Origin of the sequence: Bacillus coreaensis, assembly GCF_050586445.1 — a bacterium.
Taxonomy (GTDB): Bacteria; Bacillota; Bacilli; order Bacillales; family Cytobacillaceae; genus Robertmurraya_A; species Robertmurraya_A coreaensis.
This window is the reverse complement of record NZ_JBOCCY010000009.1, coordinates 105,480-125,035: the sequence shown is the minus strand read 5'-3', so window position 1 is coordinate 125,035 and position 19,556 is coordinate 105,480. Positions and strand designations below refer to the sequence as shown.

Here is a 19,556-nt window from a genome sequence, read left to right as displayed (position 1 = left end):
ATTATGTCTAGTTCTGTTTTTATCATCATGAACAGTAAAAAATCAACCATACTAAGTTGATTTTTTACTGTACGAACCCATTTATCTATTAAACGTTTATACATACTGTTTTATATACTCAGGATAACTAGTTGTGGCTGCTGTACCTATTAATTTTATTCTTTTATGATCACCATTAGAAGATTTGAATACGGAGCTTCTCTTCACAACTATATTACTATCAACTACCGCATTCTCAATTATTACTCCATCTTCAATCATTGTATTTGGTAAAATTACAGAGTCTCTGATAATACAGTTTCTCCCTATTTTTACTTCATGTGAAATAATAGACCTTTCTACTTTACCAAAAACTTCACATCCCTCGCTAACCAAAGACTCCTCCACAGAGGCTTGTTTGTCTAAATACAAAGGGAATTGAGCATTATTACAAGTTATATTTTCCAATCTTTATGATTAAGAAGGATACTTTTTTCGTGCTTTAAAAGGTCCATATTAGCTTCCCGCAAAGTGTCAATGGTACCTACATCTTTCCAATAACCTTCGAATTTATGTGCATAAACGAACCTACTATCCGATAGTAAAGCTGGAATAATATCCATGCCAAAGTCTTTAGAATCTCCGCCATTTTTCTCTGGTGACTCCAAGTACTGAAGTAACAGATCTTTTTTGAAAATATAAATACCCATCGACGCTAAATTAGAGCGAGGAAACTGAGGTTTTTCCTCAAACTCTGTTATTCTATTATTTTTATCTAAATTCATTATCCCAAAGCGGCTAGCCTCATTCCATGGTACAGGTACAACCGAAATCGTTACGTCTGCATTCGATTCGATATGATCTTTTAGCATGTCATTGTAGTCCATCTTGTAGATATGATCCCCTGAAAGTATCAACACATGTTCAGGGTCATGTTGTTCTATAAAATGAATGTTATGGTAAATAGCGCTCGCTGTTCCCTCATACCATCTTGTCTGTTGATCACTTTGAAAGGGTGGAAGAATGGTTAAGGTACTATCAAATGTATTTTAGTTCCAGTGTTGGCCATTCCCGATATAGTTTTGTAGCAAATGAGGCTGGTACTGGGTTAGAACACCAATCGTAGTAATGTTTGAATTTCTACAATTACTAAGTACGAAATCAATAATTCTATATTTCCCTCCGAAAGGCACAACCGGTTTTGCAATAAATTGAGTTAAAGTTTGAAGCCTCTTTCCCCTTCCCCCAGCAAGAAGCATCGCAATACATTGTCTTCTTTTCAATGGCCTTCACCCTTCTCAAATTATTTACACCTTTTATTTTTAATAAGTTAAATGAAGGATTATGAGATCGAATTATGAACGTTTTTTGTCATAACTACATCTATCACTTCTATAATGGGAGAAAAGGAAAAATCTAGATAAAATACAACCACATCGGTATTTTCACAAGTGGTATCTTAATGACCGAATTCAGTGAAGGAACTTACTTGTACCAACCAAGTATTCTACGGTCACATTGGCGCTCAAGTACCTGGGGGGCATCGTATTTTTGCTAACCTAATCAGTTATGGTGCTTATAACTAGTAAGAACACAAGCCGCCATTTAAGGTGAATTTTCCCCTTCAACAAAAGGAGATTAAGAAATATAGCTACTTAAACTCCTTTTTCAAGTTTTCTGTAAAAAGGGCAGTCATGTTGGGGCTCCGCCCTGGTTAATCCTCAGCACTTATCTTTTACCGATTAAGAGAAGATGTCTTCTGTAATGGGAAACGGGCAGAACCTGCATGATTTACCACCCATACTCCTGAAAGAACCAAAATGATTCCTAATAATGTAATAGTATTCAAATCTTCCTTTAAAAATAAAAATCCTGAAAGAGTACCAACTACGGGTACAATGTGTAAGGAAATGGATGCTTTACTGGCTTCCATTTTAAAAAGAATATTAGACCATATAACAAAAGCTAGTGCAGAGGCTAAAATTCCAGAATATAAAAGGTAAACGATAGCCATAAGACTCCAATGGGATTCGCCATGCTCGAAGCTAAAAGAATACAATAATAAGCCTATTGCTCCCGCACCCATTTGCCATGTAGTAAATTGAATAGAATCACAGCCTTGTAGTTTCTTTTTGAAAATTAAACTAGATAGCGCCCATGTGATAGCAGAGCTTAACGCGAGAATGGGAGCCCCTATATTCCCTCCAAATTGAATATCCATCGCTAAGAACAACCCCACTATTCCGATTAAGATTCCACCTGTTTTCGTAACCGTTAATTTTTCACCAGGAATGAAATAATGAGCCAAAAGTGAAAGAAACAAAGGCATGCTATAGGTTAAAACAGCAGTAAGTCCAGCGTTTATATAATTCAAAGAAATTTGGATGGCAATGTTAAAATAAGTGGTCTGCAGAAACCCGCAAAGAATATACCATTTTAATTCCCTTTTACTTGGAAGAGGAATTTTTTTAAACCAAGTTAACCCAAAAAGTACGATTGCCCCCAGTAAAAACCGATAGGCAGCAAACAATACTGGTGGGAACACGTCATTACCCATTTTCATAATCACAAAATTAAAACCCCAAATTATACATAAAAACAGCATCATTCCATTCATGATTTCCCCCTTATGATCCCTCCAGTATATGAAAAGGAAGGCTCACTTTAGTAGTGAACCTTCAACCCTCCTTTGTACTATTTATATAGGACCATGAATCTTAGTCAGCAAGTCCTTTTTATAAGATTTCGCCATTGGTTTTAATGACGTTTTTATACCAATGGAAACTCTTTTTCTTCATTCTTTGAAGCGTTCCGTTTCCATCGTTATCTCGATCAACATAAATGAAACCATAACGTTTCTTTAATTCACCAGTTCCAGCACTTACGATATCGATAGGACCCCAGTAGGTATAACCCATTAAATCAACCCCATCGCGTACGGCTTCCTTCATTTCTTCGATGTGTTTTCTCACATAATCGATTCGATAATCGTCATTGATTTCTCCGTTCACCACTTCATCGTTCGTACCCATTCCGTTTTCTACAATAAAAAGTGGTTTTTGATAACGATCGTATAATTCATTACATACATAACGGAAGCCCTTAGCATCAATTTGCCAACCCCATGGAGTAGCTTCTAGATAAGGGTTTGGGGTTCCAAGGACACCTCCTGTGTGCCCGATAAATGGCGTACCTGCTTTGTGTGTTGTCGTACGATAATAAGAGAATCCTAGATAGTCAGCAGGATAATTTTTGATTAATTCTAAATCTCCCTCTTCCATCTGAACATTATCATGTTGTTCATCCCAAATACGGTTAATATAATTTGGATATTCCCCGCGTAGAAGTACGTCGCTGTAAAATAGGGAACGGCGTCTTAATTCATATGCTTCAAATACATCATCCGGGTGACAAGTATTTGGATAAACCCCACTAAGTGATAACATCGCACCCATTTTAGCATCAGGAATGATTTCATGACATAATTTTGTTGCAATCGCACTTGCCACAAACATATGGTGACTTGCTTGATAGATTGCTTGTAAACGATTTTCTTCTTCTCCTATTACTATGCCCGCAGCTGCGGTAGTAATGGTATGGGCATTGTTAATTTCATTAAACCCCATCCAAATTTTTACTTTATCTTTATATCGCTTAAAGATGGTTTCACAATAGTGTGTATAGAATTCAATAAGTTTTCTATTTTTCCATCCATCGTAATGTTTTACTAAATGCCAAGGTGTTTCATAGTGGGAAATGGTCACAACCGGTTGAATTCCATTTTTGATTAATTCATCAAACAGATCATCATAAAACTGGAGTCCCTGTTCGTTCGGAGTTCGTTCGTCGCCATTTGGGAAAATTCGGCTCCAAGCAATGGATGTTCTGAATGCTTTAAAACCCATTTCAGCCATTAAAGCAATATCTTCTTTGTAACGGTGATAAAAGTCGATGGCTTCATGGTATAGATTAAATTCACTATTATTTTCTTGGATCCCTTTCATTAGACCGCCTGGCATAAGGTCAGCAATGCTTAACCCTTTTCCGTCTTCTAGATAGGCACCTTCCGCTTGATTAGCAGCAATAGCTCCGCCCCATAAGAATCCTTTTGGGAACTGATATTTTTTTGTCATCTTTTTCCCTCCTGTAGATAAAACAAAAACCTAAATGATCTTGAAAAAGGGTAAACGAACCCCCGCTCCAGAAAATTTAGGTTTTGCCTGATTGAACAGTAACAATCCTGAAGTATTATCTTTTCAACTTCCATTCATTTAATTAAAAAAATCAATCCAAACCCTCACCATTGCTTCCAATTACCTTTTTGTACCAGTGGAAGGACTTTTTCTTCGAGCGTTTTAATGTTCCACTGCCATCGTCATTTTTATCGACATAAATGTAGCCATACCGTTTTGACATCTGACTCGTTGAAGCACTGACCATATCTATACATCCCAAGAGGTATAACCGAATACATCCACGCCGTCCTGAATGGCTTCTTTCATTTGCTCGATATGCGCTCGCAGATAATCAATCCGGTAATCGTCATGGATCGAACCATCATCCTCGACCACATCAACCGCTCCAAGCCCGTTCTCTGCAACAAATAACGGTTTTTGGTAACGATCATACAACTGATTTAACGCTGCTCTCAAACCTTTAGGGTCAATTTGCCATCCCCATTCACTTGCCGAGAGATATGGATTTTTAATTCAAACAAAAAAATTCAAAAAATCACCACAAATTTATGGTTTGATCACCAAGCAGAAGAAGCAGCCACCTTTTATACATCCATCTTTAAGAATTCAAGTATTCGTAGGATCACCCGCTACGGAAAAGAACGATATGAAAGCCGTACAGAAGGAGCGGTCATGACGGTTGAATTTGAATTGGAAGGCATCCCTTTTGTCGCGTTAAATGGCGGTCCAACCTATACATTTACAGAAGCCATCTCGTTTATTATCAACTGTGAGACACAGGAAGAACTCGACTATTATTGGGACAAACTTTCTGAAGGCGGAGACGAAAAAGCACAAGTTTGTGGATGGTTGAAAGATAAGTTCGGAGTTTCTTGGCAAGTGATTCCTGCTTCCCTTAACGAGATGATTCGTGAAGAAAATCCTGAAAAATCGGAAAGAGTGATGAAAGCCCTTCTCCAAATGAAGGCGAAAATTGATCTGGAAAAATTAAGACAAGCATATGAAGGGAATTCTAGTTGAAATGGCCACATACAAAACACTCAGAGCTGAACTCTGAGTGTTTTGTGTGCTACTATGCACTTCGCTGTGAATATTATGTTATTTAGCTTAAGAGATTTCCTTATTCGTAAACCCCAACAAAAAAGAGGTTACTTGTTCTGATGTCTTTTATCAGCCGCATTGGCTATAAATAAAAAAGCCACACCAAAAATAATCCCTCCAACCATCATCGTAGTCCACTTACCAATCGGAAATAACAGTGATAACAAGAATAACAATATTCCACCACCTAATAGTAAAGATAAACCTATAGCAAATGACATCTCTTCAGGTATTGCTTTCATTTTAATCAATATTATTTCTCCCTCTTTAAGTTAATTATCTGAAACATTAATTTTTATCTACTTATTCTTTTCATTCCAGATCTTTTATAGGATTCTTATTAATAACCCTACTAATTACAGCCACAAGAATCTACATTTCTATCAGTTGCCTAGAAGTTTACCATAAACTACCCGATAGTTGAGTAATTTCTTTTCAAGAAAAATTTTAGCTAAAAGTAAAAAAAGGCATACATCCTACGATGCATAGCCTTTTAGTCAGTAGGGGACTTATTATTTTTAGTCCAACGTTCTGGAAGTAGAGTCCCCTTCTCCTCTTCATCTTTTAAAAATTGATACAAATCCTCTTTCGATAATGGATAACTTATGAAATATCCTTGTACTTCATCAGAATTCATTTCAATAATAGTTGCTAACTCTTCTTCTGTTTCAATTCCTTCACAAACAACCTTGATATTTAAATCATGTGCTAGATTGATCATCGCAGAAGTAATTGCCGCATTTTCCTTTGCATCAGGTAAACCTGTTATAAACGATCGGTCAATTTTAAGCACATCAACCGACAATCTTTTCAAATAAGAGATAGACGAATTGCCTGTTCCAAAGTCATCAATCGATATACATACGCCTAAGGCGCGTAAGTTTTTTAAAACTTTTGAAATTTCTTGGTCTTCATTTATGAGCATACTCTCGGTCACTTCAAGTTCCAAAGAACTAGGAAGCAATTGATATTCTTGGAGCATGGCGTTTACCGTTTGGTCAAAGTGTGAATGGTATAACTGTCTAACCGAAACATTGACAGAGACTTTTAAATCTTTCCTCCCAGACAAATGAAGATGTTTCATGGTTCGTAGAGATTCCGAAAGTACCCATTCGCCCAAAGGGACAATATCCCCCGTTTCTTCTGCTATCTTGATAAATTCACCAGGATTTACTACACCTAATTCCTTATGTTTCCAGCGTATTAAAGATTCGAAGGTAGAAATTCTCCCTGTTTTTACATCCATTCTAGGTTGATACATCAGATAGAAGTCTTTATTCTTAAGAGAACTTTCTAATGTAGTCTGTAAAATAAACTTTCTTTCCTCTTGTTCGCTCAAATTCGACTCAAAAATTTTATAATAATCCTTCCCTCTTGATTTTACATAATACATCGCTTTATCCGCTTTGCTAACCAGTTCATTTATTTCCGTTCCGTGAGTAGGGTATGCACTAATTCCAATACTCGCCGTCGTGCGAAACAATTTATTATCAATAATGAAACCTGGCTTAAAAGATGCCATAATCCGTTTGGCGACTTTTGTCGTAATCGTCAAATTTGGAATATTAGGGATGATGACAACGAATTCATCTCCCCCTATGCGGGCAAGGGTGTCCTCGGCTCGAATGCTATTAAGTATTCGTTTCCCCGCTTCTATGATTAGTTCATCTCCAAATACATGACCTAAATTATCATTAACAAATTTCAAACGGTCAAGGTCTATATACAAAATACCCATCATAAGAGAATTATTTTTAGCTTCTTCAAGATGTAAAGTCATCAGTTCCAATAGTCTTCTACGATTTGGCAATCCTGTTAAATGGTCTTGATAAGCTAACTTTTCAATGGTTTTTACGTGTTCTTTTTGTTCCGTTACATCTTTAGCGATGCAAAAGACACCATCTACTTCGGACTTCACAGTGATGGGCATAACGGTTACGTCTAAATCAACAAAATGCCCTTCCTTATGAATGGCTTGCAGCTGAATTCTTTTCGGTTCGCCCTGCAATACCTGATCAAATAAATGGTTTGCTGCTTTAATATAATCTGAAGATACCACATTGATGGCACTTTGATTTAGGATCTCTTCTTTGCTATAACCAAACGTTCTTAACCCCATTTCATTAATAGACAGGATATTTCCTTCTATATCAAGCAAAACAACAGTATCTAAATTGTTTTCAAAAAGGGATTTGTATTGAATTTCTGAACGTTCTAACCGATTCTCCTCAATGAGTCTTTTGGTAATGTCTTGCATGGTCCCAATAATCATAGTAGGTTGTCCATCCTCGTCTAGCATGGATTGTGATGCGGTATATACCGTGCTTATAGAACCGTTATTTCTAAGAATTCGAAACACATTGGTGACAGAGTGCCCCTTTACTTCCTGTTCCTTACTACTTATAAGTACTTCACGGTCATCAGGATGAACTTTTGATAACAATAATTCAAAGCTCGCTTCTTCATTATTGGGGATTTCAAGAAGTTCGTAAATAGGGGTGCTCCAAATAAGCTTTTCATGTATAGTATCGTATTCCCAGTAAAAAATACCAGCTGTTTTCTGTGCCTGAGTAAGAGCCTTTTCGCGTTTTTCTAATTCAATTTCCATAAGATGTTTTTCAGTTATATTTACAACATTGCCTATAATAACATTGATACCGTTAAACATTTCTAATGATGGATATAAATCTAAATATATCTCAACCCCGTCTTTTCTCCTTGCCTTTACTTGGTAATTAGCACTAACATCTTTTCCTTGAAGTCTATCTTTCATGTTTTTAGAGACTAAATCTTGAAAATCATCAAATAGAAGATCACTAAGTCCAATTTTCTTATCATAAAATTCCTTTCTGGAATATCCAAATAACTCTGCAAAGGCAGGGCTAATATACAAAAACCCTTTATCGCTGATAATATAAGCGGCTATAGTAGAGCTTTCCAGTGTTAATTTATATTGCTGTATTTTTATTTGGGAAATAATGTATTTGTGACGTTGTTTCTTTATGTAATTCGAAAATATCAATAAAGAAAATAGTAATATAATCAATAAGATTCCATGAAAGATATAAGGGTGAATTTGAAAGACATCGGAAAATTTGTGAATAATAAATTGGTCTAAAATTATAGCGAATACAACCAAGACAACGGCAAAAATCCCTAACCCTAATGAATAAAATATGGTATTTTTCACATGCCAACCTCCACACATTTACGAAATCGTCATTAGAAATTCCTTCTTATCGTTCTATAGTTCCTAATTATTATAACTAGCAAGGGGGCTCCTTATGAATTTTTACATATCCGTGTTGTGATAGTACAAATAAATTGTTACTAATGATCTCATTTGATACTTTGGTAGCCAAGTACAAAGTTCGCACTAGCCCATTCCCCCCTCCCTCGCCCTCCTGTAAAAATTAAAAAATACCCGTAATCGTTGGTGAACGAGTACGAGTATTTTTGCGGATTTATAGGCTATTTCCTTAAAAGATAATTTCTTCTTCTGAAAAGTGAATCATCGCTCCAACAACTGGCATATGAATCCATGCTTCATAGACAGGTTGTCCGGTTGCTTTATGCAGGGCCTCTGCATAGATACGCAATTGCGGGAGGTAACTCGTCGCTTGCGTGACCCAGTCGGCTTCTTTCCCCGGAAAGCTTTTATGGTCCACAATGACCCAGCCTTTTGGCGTTAAAAGGAGTAAATCAATCCAGCCTGATGCTTTTTGTAGACCTTTTTGCAGATGTACGGGCCATTCACTATGTCTTTTCAGTAGCTCAGGATAGTTTTCAGTTAAAAACTCCTCCAGTCGGTCGGAGGCTTCTAGCATCGATTCGGTTGATAGAGCTGAAATCTTATAGTGATCCCGAATAGATTGAGCCAGGCTTAATCGCTCTTCTTTTTCCATCTTCTGATTGTCCGCAGCTAAAAAGGCGTGCACCATTTCCCCCAATAGAGCCATGTCCGGGTTCCCTGAGAGTGGCAGACGGCTGCCGATTGGATGAATTCGATTCGTGTCTGTTTCAAGGTTTACATGTGTTTCTTGAGCATCCAGTTCACCCTTTAATGCACTAGGGCTAAATCTTGCTGGGACAAAGGTGACCCTTTCAACGGTTTTCCCCACATAGACAACTTCCTGTTCTTCATTCATTTCAAAGGCTGTTGCTGGTGCTTCTTCCATTGTCAGTACTCTTACCTTACAAGGGAATTCCTCACCATTTACGATCATTTTTCCGTCTCGATTATGAAGTGGTACTTCTTCTTGATCTTCGTTTTGCACCCCAATGGCGGATAGAACTTGACGGCCGGAACTATCGGTCATTTCTTGAATCCATTTTACTTTTGAAAAATCACGAGCGGCAAAGACGAGATAATCTCTTGCTCGAGTCATTCCTACATATAATAATCGTTGATTTTCGTCTAATAGCTGCTGTTTTCGTTGCTGTAGTTCTGGTGCCTCTGCTACATGCGCGTCTAGCCCCACCTTGCTATAGGTTTTTCCATACGGCCACGGCCAATAATATAGCCGGCGACCATGAAGTGGATTTTCCACATTAAATGGGGTGGAGCTGACTGCCATCGGTCGATCGAATACCGGGGGAGGCCCATTTTTTTCAGACGATTTTTCCAAGGAATTCATAATTACGAAAGGCCATTCTAACCCTTTTGCCTTGTGATAGGTGAGTACTCTTACGGCATGTTCATCCGTGGACTCAGCGACGAGATTTAAATCTTTGTCTCTTTCGACTTCATTTAGAAATAATAGAAATCCAACCGAGGTGGCGGCTGTGCCATTGGTTCCAGCCAGATCCTCATACTTGGTAGCCAGTTTCCTTAGTGCATCCAAATTCGCTAAGCGTTGATTTCCCTGTCCCCAGCTTAGTGAAACTTCGTCTGCCTTCGAAGTAACTAAGGCTAAATCCAACACTTCAGAAGGACTCATTTGAACGATTTTCTGACGAGCCTGGTCCAAACCTTGGATCAACGGCTCCGTCTTAATCGTGTCCATTCCTTTGTCAGTTTGTAGCCAATCAGTCAGCCAACGTCCTTCTCCCCACGTGTCTGAAGAAAAGTGGACCAATTCAGCGAGTGCCAACGTATCATTCGCGTCTACTAAGTACCGCATAGCCGCTACAGCAAATACGACTTCAGAGGTGGCCATCAATCCGCCTTCTCCAACAGTCGCAGAAATGCCTAGCTTAGAAAGTGCGGTGGCGATTTTCACGCACTCATCATTGGATCGGCATAAAATTGCCATATCCCCAGCTTCTAGCGATCGAGGCTCACGGGTGGTTTTATCGATAAGGATGTACTGTTCTTTTTGACGTAAGATGTTCTGAACACCAGTAGCCAAATGAGCGGCGTCGGCATTTTGATTTTTTGAATTCAGATAGGACCAGGCTTCCACTGCTACGGCTTGTTCAGGCTTGTCCTCTCGCTTAGGGTCTAAAGCGACACGGTTTGCTCTCATCCCTCTGGCTTCAAACACAGGCACGAATATCGCATTCACGAAATCAACTAAAGATTTGCGGGAACGATACGACGCATCGAGTATTTCGATGTCCAAATCGGGAATGCTCGTCATCGCGGTTTGCATCAGTTCAGGATCGGTTCCTCGAAAGCCATAGATTGCCTGTTTTACATCACCCACCCATGTAGCCTTTTGGGCGATTTCACGAAGCTGCATATTTAATGCTATTTGTAGTGGGCTTGAGTCTTGGAACTCGTCAATGAACACATCCGAAATTCGATCCTTTAACACCTCAATATTTGGTTCATTTTTTAATAATTGAAGGGCGAGCGACTCTTGGTCCGTAAAATCGATTAAGCCTCGTTTGCTTTTTTCGACTTTATACGTTTCCATCGCTTCCGACGCACAAAGAAATAAGCCATAAATGGCGTCTTTCATATCTTGATGCAGGCCGGGATGGCGGAAATGAACGGAAGCCGTTTCTTGTATAGGGTAAGCGACGTCACGACTGCTTTTCCCGACATCGAGCTTACTCAGTTTTGCCCACATTTGCCAGGTGAGTGAGCCGTTCCGCTCCCAATCGGCAAGCGCTGTTTTGATCAACTCTACCGCATCCAAGGTTTTCTTTGTTGTATCTTCCCCTGGAAGTTCTTGCTTCGCAAAGTTCAGGGCCGCCTTTAACTCGTTGTCCAACTTAGCAGGGTTTTCTAGTGGAGTGGGAAGCCATTCAATCATCGTATTCCACGAATAATCGGCACAGGCTTTCACATCCTCTGCGCTCAGCCCATTCTCACGAGCTAGCTTCAATATCTCAAGCACCTTTTTACGCCAATCTTCTTGACCCAAGCGTTCAAAAATGAGTCGGTAATCCCGATAAAATTTGTCAATTTCCTCCACGGCCACCGTATCAAAAAGGACGGTTGCTTCTGTTTCGGCTAACACTATTTGAACAGGAGAAAGGCCCATTTCAAGTGCAAATTCTCGTAACAGCCGGCCAAACACACTATTCATCGTTCCCACATAGCCATCGAGGATTCGCGCGGCTGATTCCGCATCGTCTGCTTCCAGCAATTTCAGACGCACCCTTTCTATCAGTTCATCGGCCGCTTTTGTGGTAAACGTGGTGGCCATAATGTTTTCCGGAGGCACCCCATTTTGGATGGCTTTGACAATTTCGGCTGATAAACGAAAGGTTTTCCCCGCTCCCGCACCTGCACTTAACATCGTTAATTTTCCGCTCATGTGGTCACTCTCCTTACTCCACATAGATTCTGATATTCACAATACATACAAGGTGGGTCAATGATGGAGGCGAAAGAGCCCGCTTCCTCTGCATCTCTTGATGGTACACCTGGAGCAATAACCGTTCCTCGTTGAAGCTGAGTCCAAACGTCTTCTACCGATTTTCGCACCATGTCATGATTCGCTAAAAGTGATGGTCCTGGCACATGGTAGTCTTCGGGAAAGTCTTCGTGTGGCAAACTGTAAAAATGTCCGCTACGAAGCATGAAATACGCGACAGGCAGTTCTTCATCCTCATGATCCGCTAACAGCCAATGATAGAGTGTTAACTGGATCGATACCTTTTCTAAGCGCTCTTTATAATTGCTCGGTTTTCTCGACCATTTCGCATCAAAGAGAATCTTTTTCCCGGTTCGTGTTTCACCAACCAAATCCAATCTTCCTTTGAACTCGACACCTTCGCTCCACGGTTTTTGCAATTCAAGCTCGGTATGTTGAATCTGAACGCCTGCTTGATGTAAGACTTTGAAAAATTGCTGTAAAGAAGTTTGCAAATGTCTTCGTGTTTCATTACGACGAATGCTATTTTTTGGTTCTAATAGAGGGGCCGCTAAATTTGGCATCAGCTCATCAAATAATTCCCCTGCTCTTAAGCGTACTTCCTGCTCGCTCCAGCTGGATTTTTCCGTAATCAGATGTTCTAGTATCACGTGTCCTAAATTCCCTAACATGAGCGATTCATGAGGGATCGAAAGGGCACTAGCGGGTTTCACTTTGGCTGCATAGCGGAACGTCCATTTAACCGGACAACCGATTAAGCTCTCAAAGCTTGTTGCCGATTCCTCTTCACGAGGGAGAACCACTTTTTCTGGTACCTGCCACGTTCGGATGGGTTCCGGGATGTTCCGTTTGTTCAACCCCACACGATCAATTTGCTCTTCAAATAAAGTCACACTTGGCTGCTTCCGCCATTCCGCTGGGTCCACGGTGAGTTTCTTCTCTGTATGATGGTCTTTCACGACCGCATAGCGAATTTCATCCCATAAAGGGTGAATCGGGATTTCTTCTCCCTTTACTTTGGCCGGAGCAAACAGAATCAGTTTTCGGTTGGCATAACGAATCGCTTTCTGCCAAGAAGCAGCTTCTCGACGGCGTCGAACATCTTCCTCTGTAAGGAAGAACCCTTGCTCTTTGAGCCAATTCCGTTCTTTTACCGTCCACGTTCGAATGCTTGGTCCTGACCTATTTTTAAGAAATCCCCACCAAAGGATCGTGTCGGCTTGACCCCAAATCTGCCCCGGATGATTAACCACCTGCCATGGGGCCACTTCTTCTCCGTAATGAGATAGCTTGGCTCTCTCTCCTAAAACCGAGTCCATGATTCGTCCGACTTGCAGTTGAGAGACGGAGGATACACCGAGCGTTCTTACTCCATCTAATACTTCCTGCGCATGCTTGATGGCTTGTGCATAGATCGGGTCATGGGTTCTTTGATAGGTGGTTGCGGCCCATTGGCTCACTTTTTGACATATGTGAACGAAGGTTTCTAACGGAATTCCTTCATTCGGGTCATAATACTCATGACGAACCCACAAATCCAGCTTCTCTTCAAGCTTTTTCCGGCGCTTTTTCTTTTCCTGATCGTCCAGCCCTTCTTCCACCCATGTTTCTTCATAATGGTGAAGTCCTTGCTCAATGGCCTCTGTCCAAACAGGACCACCAATTCCTGGATGATTCGCTAAAGCCGTCGCCAATCGATAACGAATCCGACCTGGAATAGGAGACGAGGGAATCGTGACCAATTCCATCATTCGCTCGACTCGGATCGGGTTCCAATAGGTATCAATCGTGAGAGGCAACACCTGGAGAACCGCACGCCATTTCGAAGCCTCCTCTGCCCCGGCTCCTGCCACGCCGCGGCGGTGAAGAAGCTCGTCCAACAGTAGAGATCCTTCGCCCTTAATAATGACCGTCTGTTCGGTGCCATGTTCCTGCAGCCAGCTCGTTAGAAAATCAGCGGCATCCCATTCTTGTTCGGAGCGAACGAGAAGTATACTTCCGTCCCCCTTTGCTTCTTGAGACAATGATTCTCCAGCTAGAACACTTTTTAGAAGAGAAAGATCTGTGGTGCGCTCCTCTTGGTTCTCTTTTTCAACAGGAGCTTTCACCATTTCCACTCCATGATGGTTCAATTTTTCAATCAACTGCTTACACCAAGGGTCCCATAAGGTTTCGTCCTCATCGACGAGCGTGATGGTGTCGATATGTACTTGTACCGGTTCATCGAGCTTAGCTAATAGGGCACGAACGCGATCCGGCAATCCCCATGTACGGTTTTGATTGGTTTTCTCTAATTCTCCTAATAGTTCCAACCAATTGCTTCCGCCCATATGGATCGTCGGGTCCCAGCCAGCTAAGACGAGCTCATCCCGACGACGCAGCAATTCTCTCGCTGTGTTCCAAGAATCGGTTTGATAGGATTGCGAATATAACCTATTCGCATTGTCATGTTTTCGCAACAACTCTTGCCATTCAGCAATTCGCAGATTTTCTGATTGCTTTGGGAAGGTTAAGCCTAACTGTGTTTCCAAAATCCCAAGTAAGCCGTTGAATCCCGTGACCACTGTACCTGCAGATGCCTCTTGGCCATGTAGCGCGTCCGGATATGAGGCAGAATCCAGCCAAAAGCCGAGGTTGATTTTCATCATTGGTCCTCCTTTTTATCGTCCAAACAGGATGTTTTGTTTTTTTCTATTATAAGCAAAGGGGTGGTCCATTTTTGGGACACCCTAATCTTCATTGGCATTCCTAACTTTTTATTGTCTTCTTCAGTGTAAACGATCATACCAAATATTTGTCTATTTTTTACTTTTTAATAAACATAAAAAAAGAGAAGCTAGATTTTAACCTGCTCCTCTTCACTCATTGATTACATTTACACATCACGTTTTTTAAAACTAGAAATTGCAACCATCACGGCAATAACCCCATATAGTACCGCATACACGATCATGACATTACTAGGACTAGAAATGCTAGTGAACATTCCACCTTGTGCTACTGACAAAGGATTATCCGTTGTATCAAATAAGAAAATGGTCATTTTCCGGTACATTGAATCAATGGGAAAAATAAGACTCATGATAATTCCGATATTAAGTAGATTCGTTTTTTCAATGACTGCTCCAAATTGTTCAATAAAGCCACCGATAAAGGCCGCTCCATACAAAATAATTGAAACGATTCCTGCATTTAAAGTGGCCATTTTTGTACTTAATAAGATTCCAAAGGCAATCAAAACAAACGGCTGAATCGCAAATACACTGACAGCTTTGATCATCTGAATGGGTTGGATGTTGAGGGCCATCCATTCTCCTCCAATTCCTTGATGGAGAGCGACGATGCTAAAAAAGAGACCGACGGCATAAGCAATCATGAGAAGAGCTAATCCAACAAACTTTCCTAACACAAATTGCGCTCTAGAGATCGGTCGCATCAACCATGTATCAATTTGATGACTAGACACTTCGCCTGAAATCGCACTAACACTAGACAGGATCGCAAGCAACGCTGTAATAAATGATGCAAAATATAGTCCGACACCTAAAAGCTGTGAAGCGACAAACTGCTGCATTAACATAAGTTCTGTTCCTTGAACAGCACCAGTCGCATCGGCTGATTCCTTGGCAGCAAAATAAATGGCCGTTCCATAAAGTGCCAGAAAAACGAACGTCATAATGATCGTAATTAAAAAGATCCGTTTGGAGATGATTTCTTTAAAAGTTAATTTACTGATTGTCCACATGAGCGTTCTCCTTTTTCTGATTCACCCAATGCAAAAAAACATCCTCTAAATGAGGCGTGATGGGTTTCACTTCATAGATAGCCACCTGATGGGAAGAAAAATAATGAATGATTTTTGGAATATCGCCTTCGTTTTCAAGCTGTAAGATCCACCTAGTACGAGCTTCTTTCTCGTTTACTTGTTGATACTGTGTTACAAACGAAGGAAACGGCAGATTGATAGGCTGATCGGTGACCACTTCCACTTTTGCTTCGGTCATCATTAATTCTCGCCACGGTCCTTGTGCCACCATTTCCCCTTGATGAACGATCGAAACTGTATCACATACACTTTCGACTTCATAAAGTAAATGGCTATTTAAAAAGACGGTTTTTCCTTGATCTCGAAGATAGACCATCAAATCTCGTACATCTTTCCGTCCAATCGGGTCCAGTGCAGAAGTGGGCTCATCCAGAAAAATGACCTTAGGATCATTTAGAATGGCACAAGCTAACCCAATTCGTTGCGACATCCCTTTCGAAAATCCACTGATCCGCCCCGTTTCTCTTCCGGTCATTCCGACCAATTCTACTACTTCTTCGATTCGTTTCTTTCGTTGCCGAACGGGTATTTTACATAATTCCGCATGACATTCTAGCAATTGCCTTCCTGTCAGCCAATCTGGGTATCGAAATAACTCTGGTAAATACCCAACTTGTTCCCGTGATTTGGTCGTTCCGATGGGTTCACCAAGAATATACCCTTCTCCGCTAGTTGGCTTTAATAATCCAAGAAGGGTACGAACGAATGTGCTTTTCCCAGAGCCATTCGGACCTAAAAAGCCATATACTATTCCCTCACCCACGGATAAAGTCACATCCGAAATGCCACCTTTTCCATTATATGTTTTTGTTAAAGAATTCGTCTGAATCACGCTCATCATCTTTCCCCCATAACTAAGCTGAAAGATTCAGAGCGCAAATAGAGCGCCCTGAACTCTTCCTTATTACTTCATTTGTGTAAGTAATTGTGTCAATTCGTCTTTCCCCATTTTCCCTTCAGAAACGACTACATGAATATGTCCATTTTCCTCCCATACGATGGATGATTGCTGCTCACCTTCTACAGCAAAGCCTTGAGCTTCACCTACTCGAACTTCGCTCACCTTCGCTCCTTCTGTTTCCACTACTGGAATGGGCAAGGTCGTTTCCAAATTATCTATACCTGCCAGCTGTGTTTTCACATTTTCAGGAATAAACGGCAGTGATAGTAACGTAGCTTTTAACTGCTCGACAGATACTCCCTCTGGAACCTTGATTTCTGGAGATTTTGTATGCATATAGGAGATGCGTTGACTGTTCGTCGTATAGTCTGTTTTAATCGCATCAAATGTTGATACAGAGAATGGCTTTTCATCCAATGCGGCATCAAACTCTTGTTCTGAACCTAATTGAGATAATAGTTGATTGGTTTTTTCAACATTTAAGGTAAACGTGATCGTTGTTGCTCGAGTCACGCTTACTCCCTCGACTTCAAAATTCTCTAGTGTAGGCACTTGATAGCCAGCTTCTACAGCTAATTCCTGTGTTTCATAATACTTCGACTCTCCAGCGTTCTCTGACACTTCTAACTTACCAATTCCCTTTAAATCTAATGTTCCTGCTTTATTTTCGCTCACCCAAGTCTCGATTTCTCTTATATCATTTTGCGTTAACTTCACCATCTCAAATTGATCTACACGGAATAATGATAAAAATTGACTAGCACCGGCTTGCACTTGAGGAATAGTGAATGAGCCAAAAATCGCTACAGCCGCCGCCCCTGAAAGTAGTAAACGTTTGGTTTTTGTTTGCATCGTACTCCATCTCCTTTTCATAGAAACATTTATTTTTTCGACCTTTTTCTGATTTTCTTTATTTAGAACATGTTTCTCAAACCTTGCCCATGCCTGATCGGTGTCAATGGTTACATCTTTCACCTCTAGTGTCTTCTCACAAAAGGAGTGAAGGCTTTTCAATTCTTCCATGTTTTCACGGCAGGTTTGACAGCTTTCTAGGTGCCTCATGATTTGTTTTTTCTCCTCACGGCTGACTTCTCCATCTAAAAAAGCCTGCAGCACACCCATCTCATGACAAGTCATGTCTCCTCGCTCCTTTCCTCCATATAAAAGTTTTTAAAGCGTTTTTTTGCCCGAGCCAGTAACGTTCCTATCGATACCTTTTCCATCCCTCTACTTTTAGCTATTTCCTCGTAGCTGTAGCCAGAATATTTCATCATCAAAAGGTCACGATCTCTTTCGGGTAATTTCATTAATATTTGCTGAACTTCATGGATAACTTCCAGCTCCAAATATCTATCTTCCACTGATCCAACCGATTCACTTTCATAGATTGCTTGTTTATCTTTACGAGCATGATGGCGCTTTTCCGTTCGAATATGATTATAAGCCGTATTTATAGCAACCTTTGTGAGCCAGCCTGGTATATGATCAATCGTTGTTCGATCTGTATGGTATAATTTTACAAACACTTCCTGCCCAATATCTTCTGCAAGAGATTGTTCTTTCACCACGATCATTATTTTTCGAACGACATGAGAATAATATTGTTGAAATAAGTCCTGAAACGTTTCTTCTTTTGACGGATGGTTCTTGTTTTCCGACAAATTCGCCTTCACCTCCATCATCATGTCCTCCTTTCTAAGAGCTCTCACTATAATGACACCAGAATCAAGATTTTTGTGACAGGTTTCATTTTGTTTTATTTGATTTTTATTTCTTCATCATTTTCAGAATCCCAAAGAGCCATTTGTGGCCGTACCATATTCCTATATTCCGCCATATCTTCTTTTTCGTTGCCGGAATTCTTTCAACGCACGAAGAAATTCCATCTCAGAGAAATCTGGCCAGAGCACATCGGTAAACCAAAACTCGGTGTAGGCCAGCTGCCAAAGAAGAAAATTACTCAGCCGTTTTTCTCCTCCTGTACGAATAAGAAGGTCCGGGTCTTTCATACCCGCTGTATAGAGGTATTCTGAAAGGTGCTGTTCATCCAGTTCATTTAGTGACAATTTTGCTTCATTTATATCTGCTAGCATCTCTTTCATCGCCTTTAGAATTTCGTGTCTGCTACCATAGTTGAGCGCAATATTCAGTTGAAGACCATCATTATCCCTAGTACGATCCATTGCATACTGTACGGCTTCACGTGTATAGACAGGAAGATTTTCCAGATCACCGATTGTCTCTATGCGTACATTATTCGATATAAGGTCTGGTAGATAAATAGATAGAAACTCCTTGGGAAGTCTCAATATAAACTCTACCTCGTGTTTTGGACGTTTCCAGTTTTCCGTGGAAAATGTATAAAGCGTCAGCACCTTCACCTTACATTTCACTGCCATCTTTACTATTTTTACGACGGTTGAAAGACCTTCTTTATGGCCAGCTGCTCTAGGCAGGCCTCGTTTCTCGGCCCAGCGTCCGTTTCCGTCCATAATGATGGCTATATGCTCCGGAGTATTTTCATCCGAATAATGAAAAGTTTCTTCTAATTGTTTGTTCGTAAGAAAAGGAATGTTCATTAAAAACACCTACTCTGATTTTTTTGTCATTTTGAAATTTAACATATTATTTATTGTTTTACAATAAATTTTTATTTCTTTTTACATAATTTTTATCGGTAATATCATAAAAAAACATTCCTCATTTTAAAGGAATGTTTATAACTAAAACGCTCATTTTTTTGTTCAACTCCTGCACCGTTATACATTTCTTCCTAACGATGA

At 40.3% G+C, this 19,556-nt stretch carries 12 protein-coding genes and 2 pseudogenes; 1 reads left to right on the top strand and 13 read right to left on the bottom strand.

What is annotated here, in order from left to right:
• Positions 1-96 precede the first annotated feature (96 nt).
• From ACQ5H4_RS15160 to ACQ5H4_RS15145, 4 genes and pseudogenes are all read right to left on the bottom strand, one after another.
• A pseudogene (locus ACQ5H4_RS15160) lies at positions 97-1,238 on the bottom strand (glucose-1-phosphate adenylyltransferase).
• Between the two features lie 476 nt (positions 1,239-1,714).
• Entirely contained in the window at positions 1,715-2,596 is an 882-nt protein-coding gene (locus ACQ5H4_RS15155; RefSeq protein WP_430775840.1) for a DMT family transporter, read from the bottom strand.
• Positions 2,597-2,714: 118 nt separating this feature from the next.
• Positions 2,715-4,112 carry a glycoside hydrolase family 1 protein gene (locus ACQ5H4_RS15150; RefSeq protein WP_430775839.1) on the bottom strand — a complete coding sequence of 466 codons (1,398 nt, stop codon included), beginning with the start codon at positions 4,110-4,112 and terminating at the stop codon, positions 2,715-2,717.
• Positions 4,113-4,263: 151 nt separating this feature from the next.
• A pseudogene (locus ACQ5H4_RS15145) lies at positions 4,264-4,688 on the bottom strand (family 1 glycosylhydrolase); the annotation flags it as partial.
• Between ACQ5H4_RS15145 and ACQ5H4_RS15140 the strand changes: the two are divergent.
• Positions 4,680-5,195 carry a VOC family protein gene (locus ACQ5H4_RS15140; RefSeq protein ID WP_430775870.1) on the top strand — a complete coding sequence of 172 codons (516 nt, stop codon included), beginning with the start codon at positions 4,680-4,682 and terminating at the stop codon, positions 5,193-5,195. The pseudogene ACQ5H4_RS15145 and the gene ACQ5H4_RS15140 sit on opposite strands and share 9 nt — an antisense overlap.
• Positions 5,196-5,323: 128 nt before the next feature.
• Here ACQ5H4_RS15140 and ACQ5H4_RS15135 read toward each other — a convergent pair whose 3' ends face one another.
• The 9 genes from ACQ5H4_RS15135 to uppS all read right to left on the bottom strand — a co-directional run bounded on the left by ACQ5H4_RS15135 (position 5,324) and on the right by uppS (position 19,352).
• Entirely contained in the window at positions 5,324-5,527 is a 204-nt protein-coding gene (locus ACQ5H4_RS15135) for a hypothetical protein (RefSeq protein WP_430775838.1), read from the bottom strand.
• A gap of 242 nt (positions 5,528-5,769) precedes the next feature.
• Positions 5,770-8,466, bottom strand: coding sequence for a sensor domain-containing protein (locus ACQ5H4_RS15130; protein ID WP_430775837.1), 2,697 nt, complete (start codon positions 8,464-8,466; stop codon positions 5,770-5,772).
• Positions 8,467-8,755: 289 nt separating this feature from the next.
• The gene (locus ACQ5H4_RS15125; protein WP_430775836.1) at positions 8,756-11,986 is read right to left on the bottom strand and encodes a UvrD-helicase domain-containing protein; all 3,231 of its coding nucleotides are present in this window, start codon (positions 11,984-11,986) and stop codon (positions 8,756-8,758) included.
• A complete protein-coding gene (locus ACQ5H4_RS15120; RefSeq protein ID WP_430775835.1) occupies positions 11,983-14,691 on the bottom strand; it encodes a RecB family exonuclease in 2,709 nt (902 codons plus the stop codon). The genes ACQ5H4_RS15125 and ACQ5H4_RS15120 overlap by 4 nt, the downstream gene beginning before the upstream one ends.
• Before the next feature lie 230 nt (positions 14,692-14,921).
• Positions 14,922-15,791 (bottom strand): ABC transporter permease subunit, encoded by an 870-nt coding sequence (locus ACQ5H4_RS15115; RefSeq protein WP_430775833.1) that lies wholly within the window; start codon positions 15,789-15,791, stop codon positions 14,922-14,924.
• The gene (locus ACQ5H4_RS15110) at positions 15,775-16,710 is read right to left on the bottom strand and encodes an ABC transporter ATP-binding protein (protein ID WP_430775831.1); all 936 of its coding nucleotides are present in this window, start codon (positions 16,708-16,710) and stop codon (positions 15,775-15,777) included. Before ACQ5H4_RS15110 ends, ACQ5H4_RS15115 begins: the two co-directional genes overlap by 17 nt.
• Before the next feature lie 66 nt (positions 16,711-16,776).
• Positions 16,777-17,910, bottom strand: coding sequence for an anti-sigma factor family protein (locus ACQ5H4_RS15105; RefSeq protein WP_430775829.1), 1,134 nt, complete (start codon positions 17,908-17,910; stop codon positions 16,777-16,779).
• Positions 17,907-18,452, bottom strand: a complete 546-nt coding sequence (locus ACQ5H4_RS15100; protein ID WP_430775827.1) for an RNA polymerase sigma factor SigX — start codon at positions 18,450-18,452, stop codon at positions 17,907-17,909. Before ACQ5H4_RS15100 ends, ACQ5H4_RS15105 begins: the two co-directional genes overlap by 4 nt.
• Before the next feature lie 144 nt (positions 18,453-18,596).
• Positions 18,597-19,352: an undecaprenyl pyrophosphate synthase gene (uppS, locus tag ACQ5H4_RS15095; RefSeq protein WP_430775825.1), complete on the bottom strand. Its 756-nt coding sequence runs from the start codon at positions 19,350-19,352 to the stop codon at positions 18,597-18,599.
• Positions 19,353-19,556 lie beyond the last annotated feature (204 nt).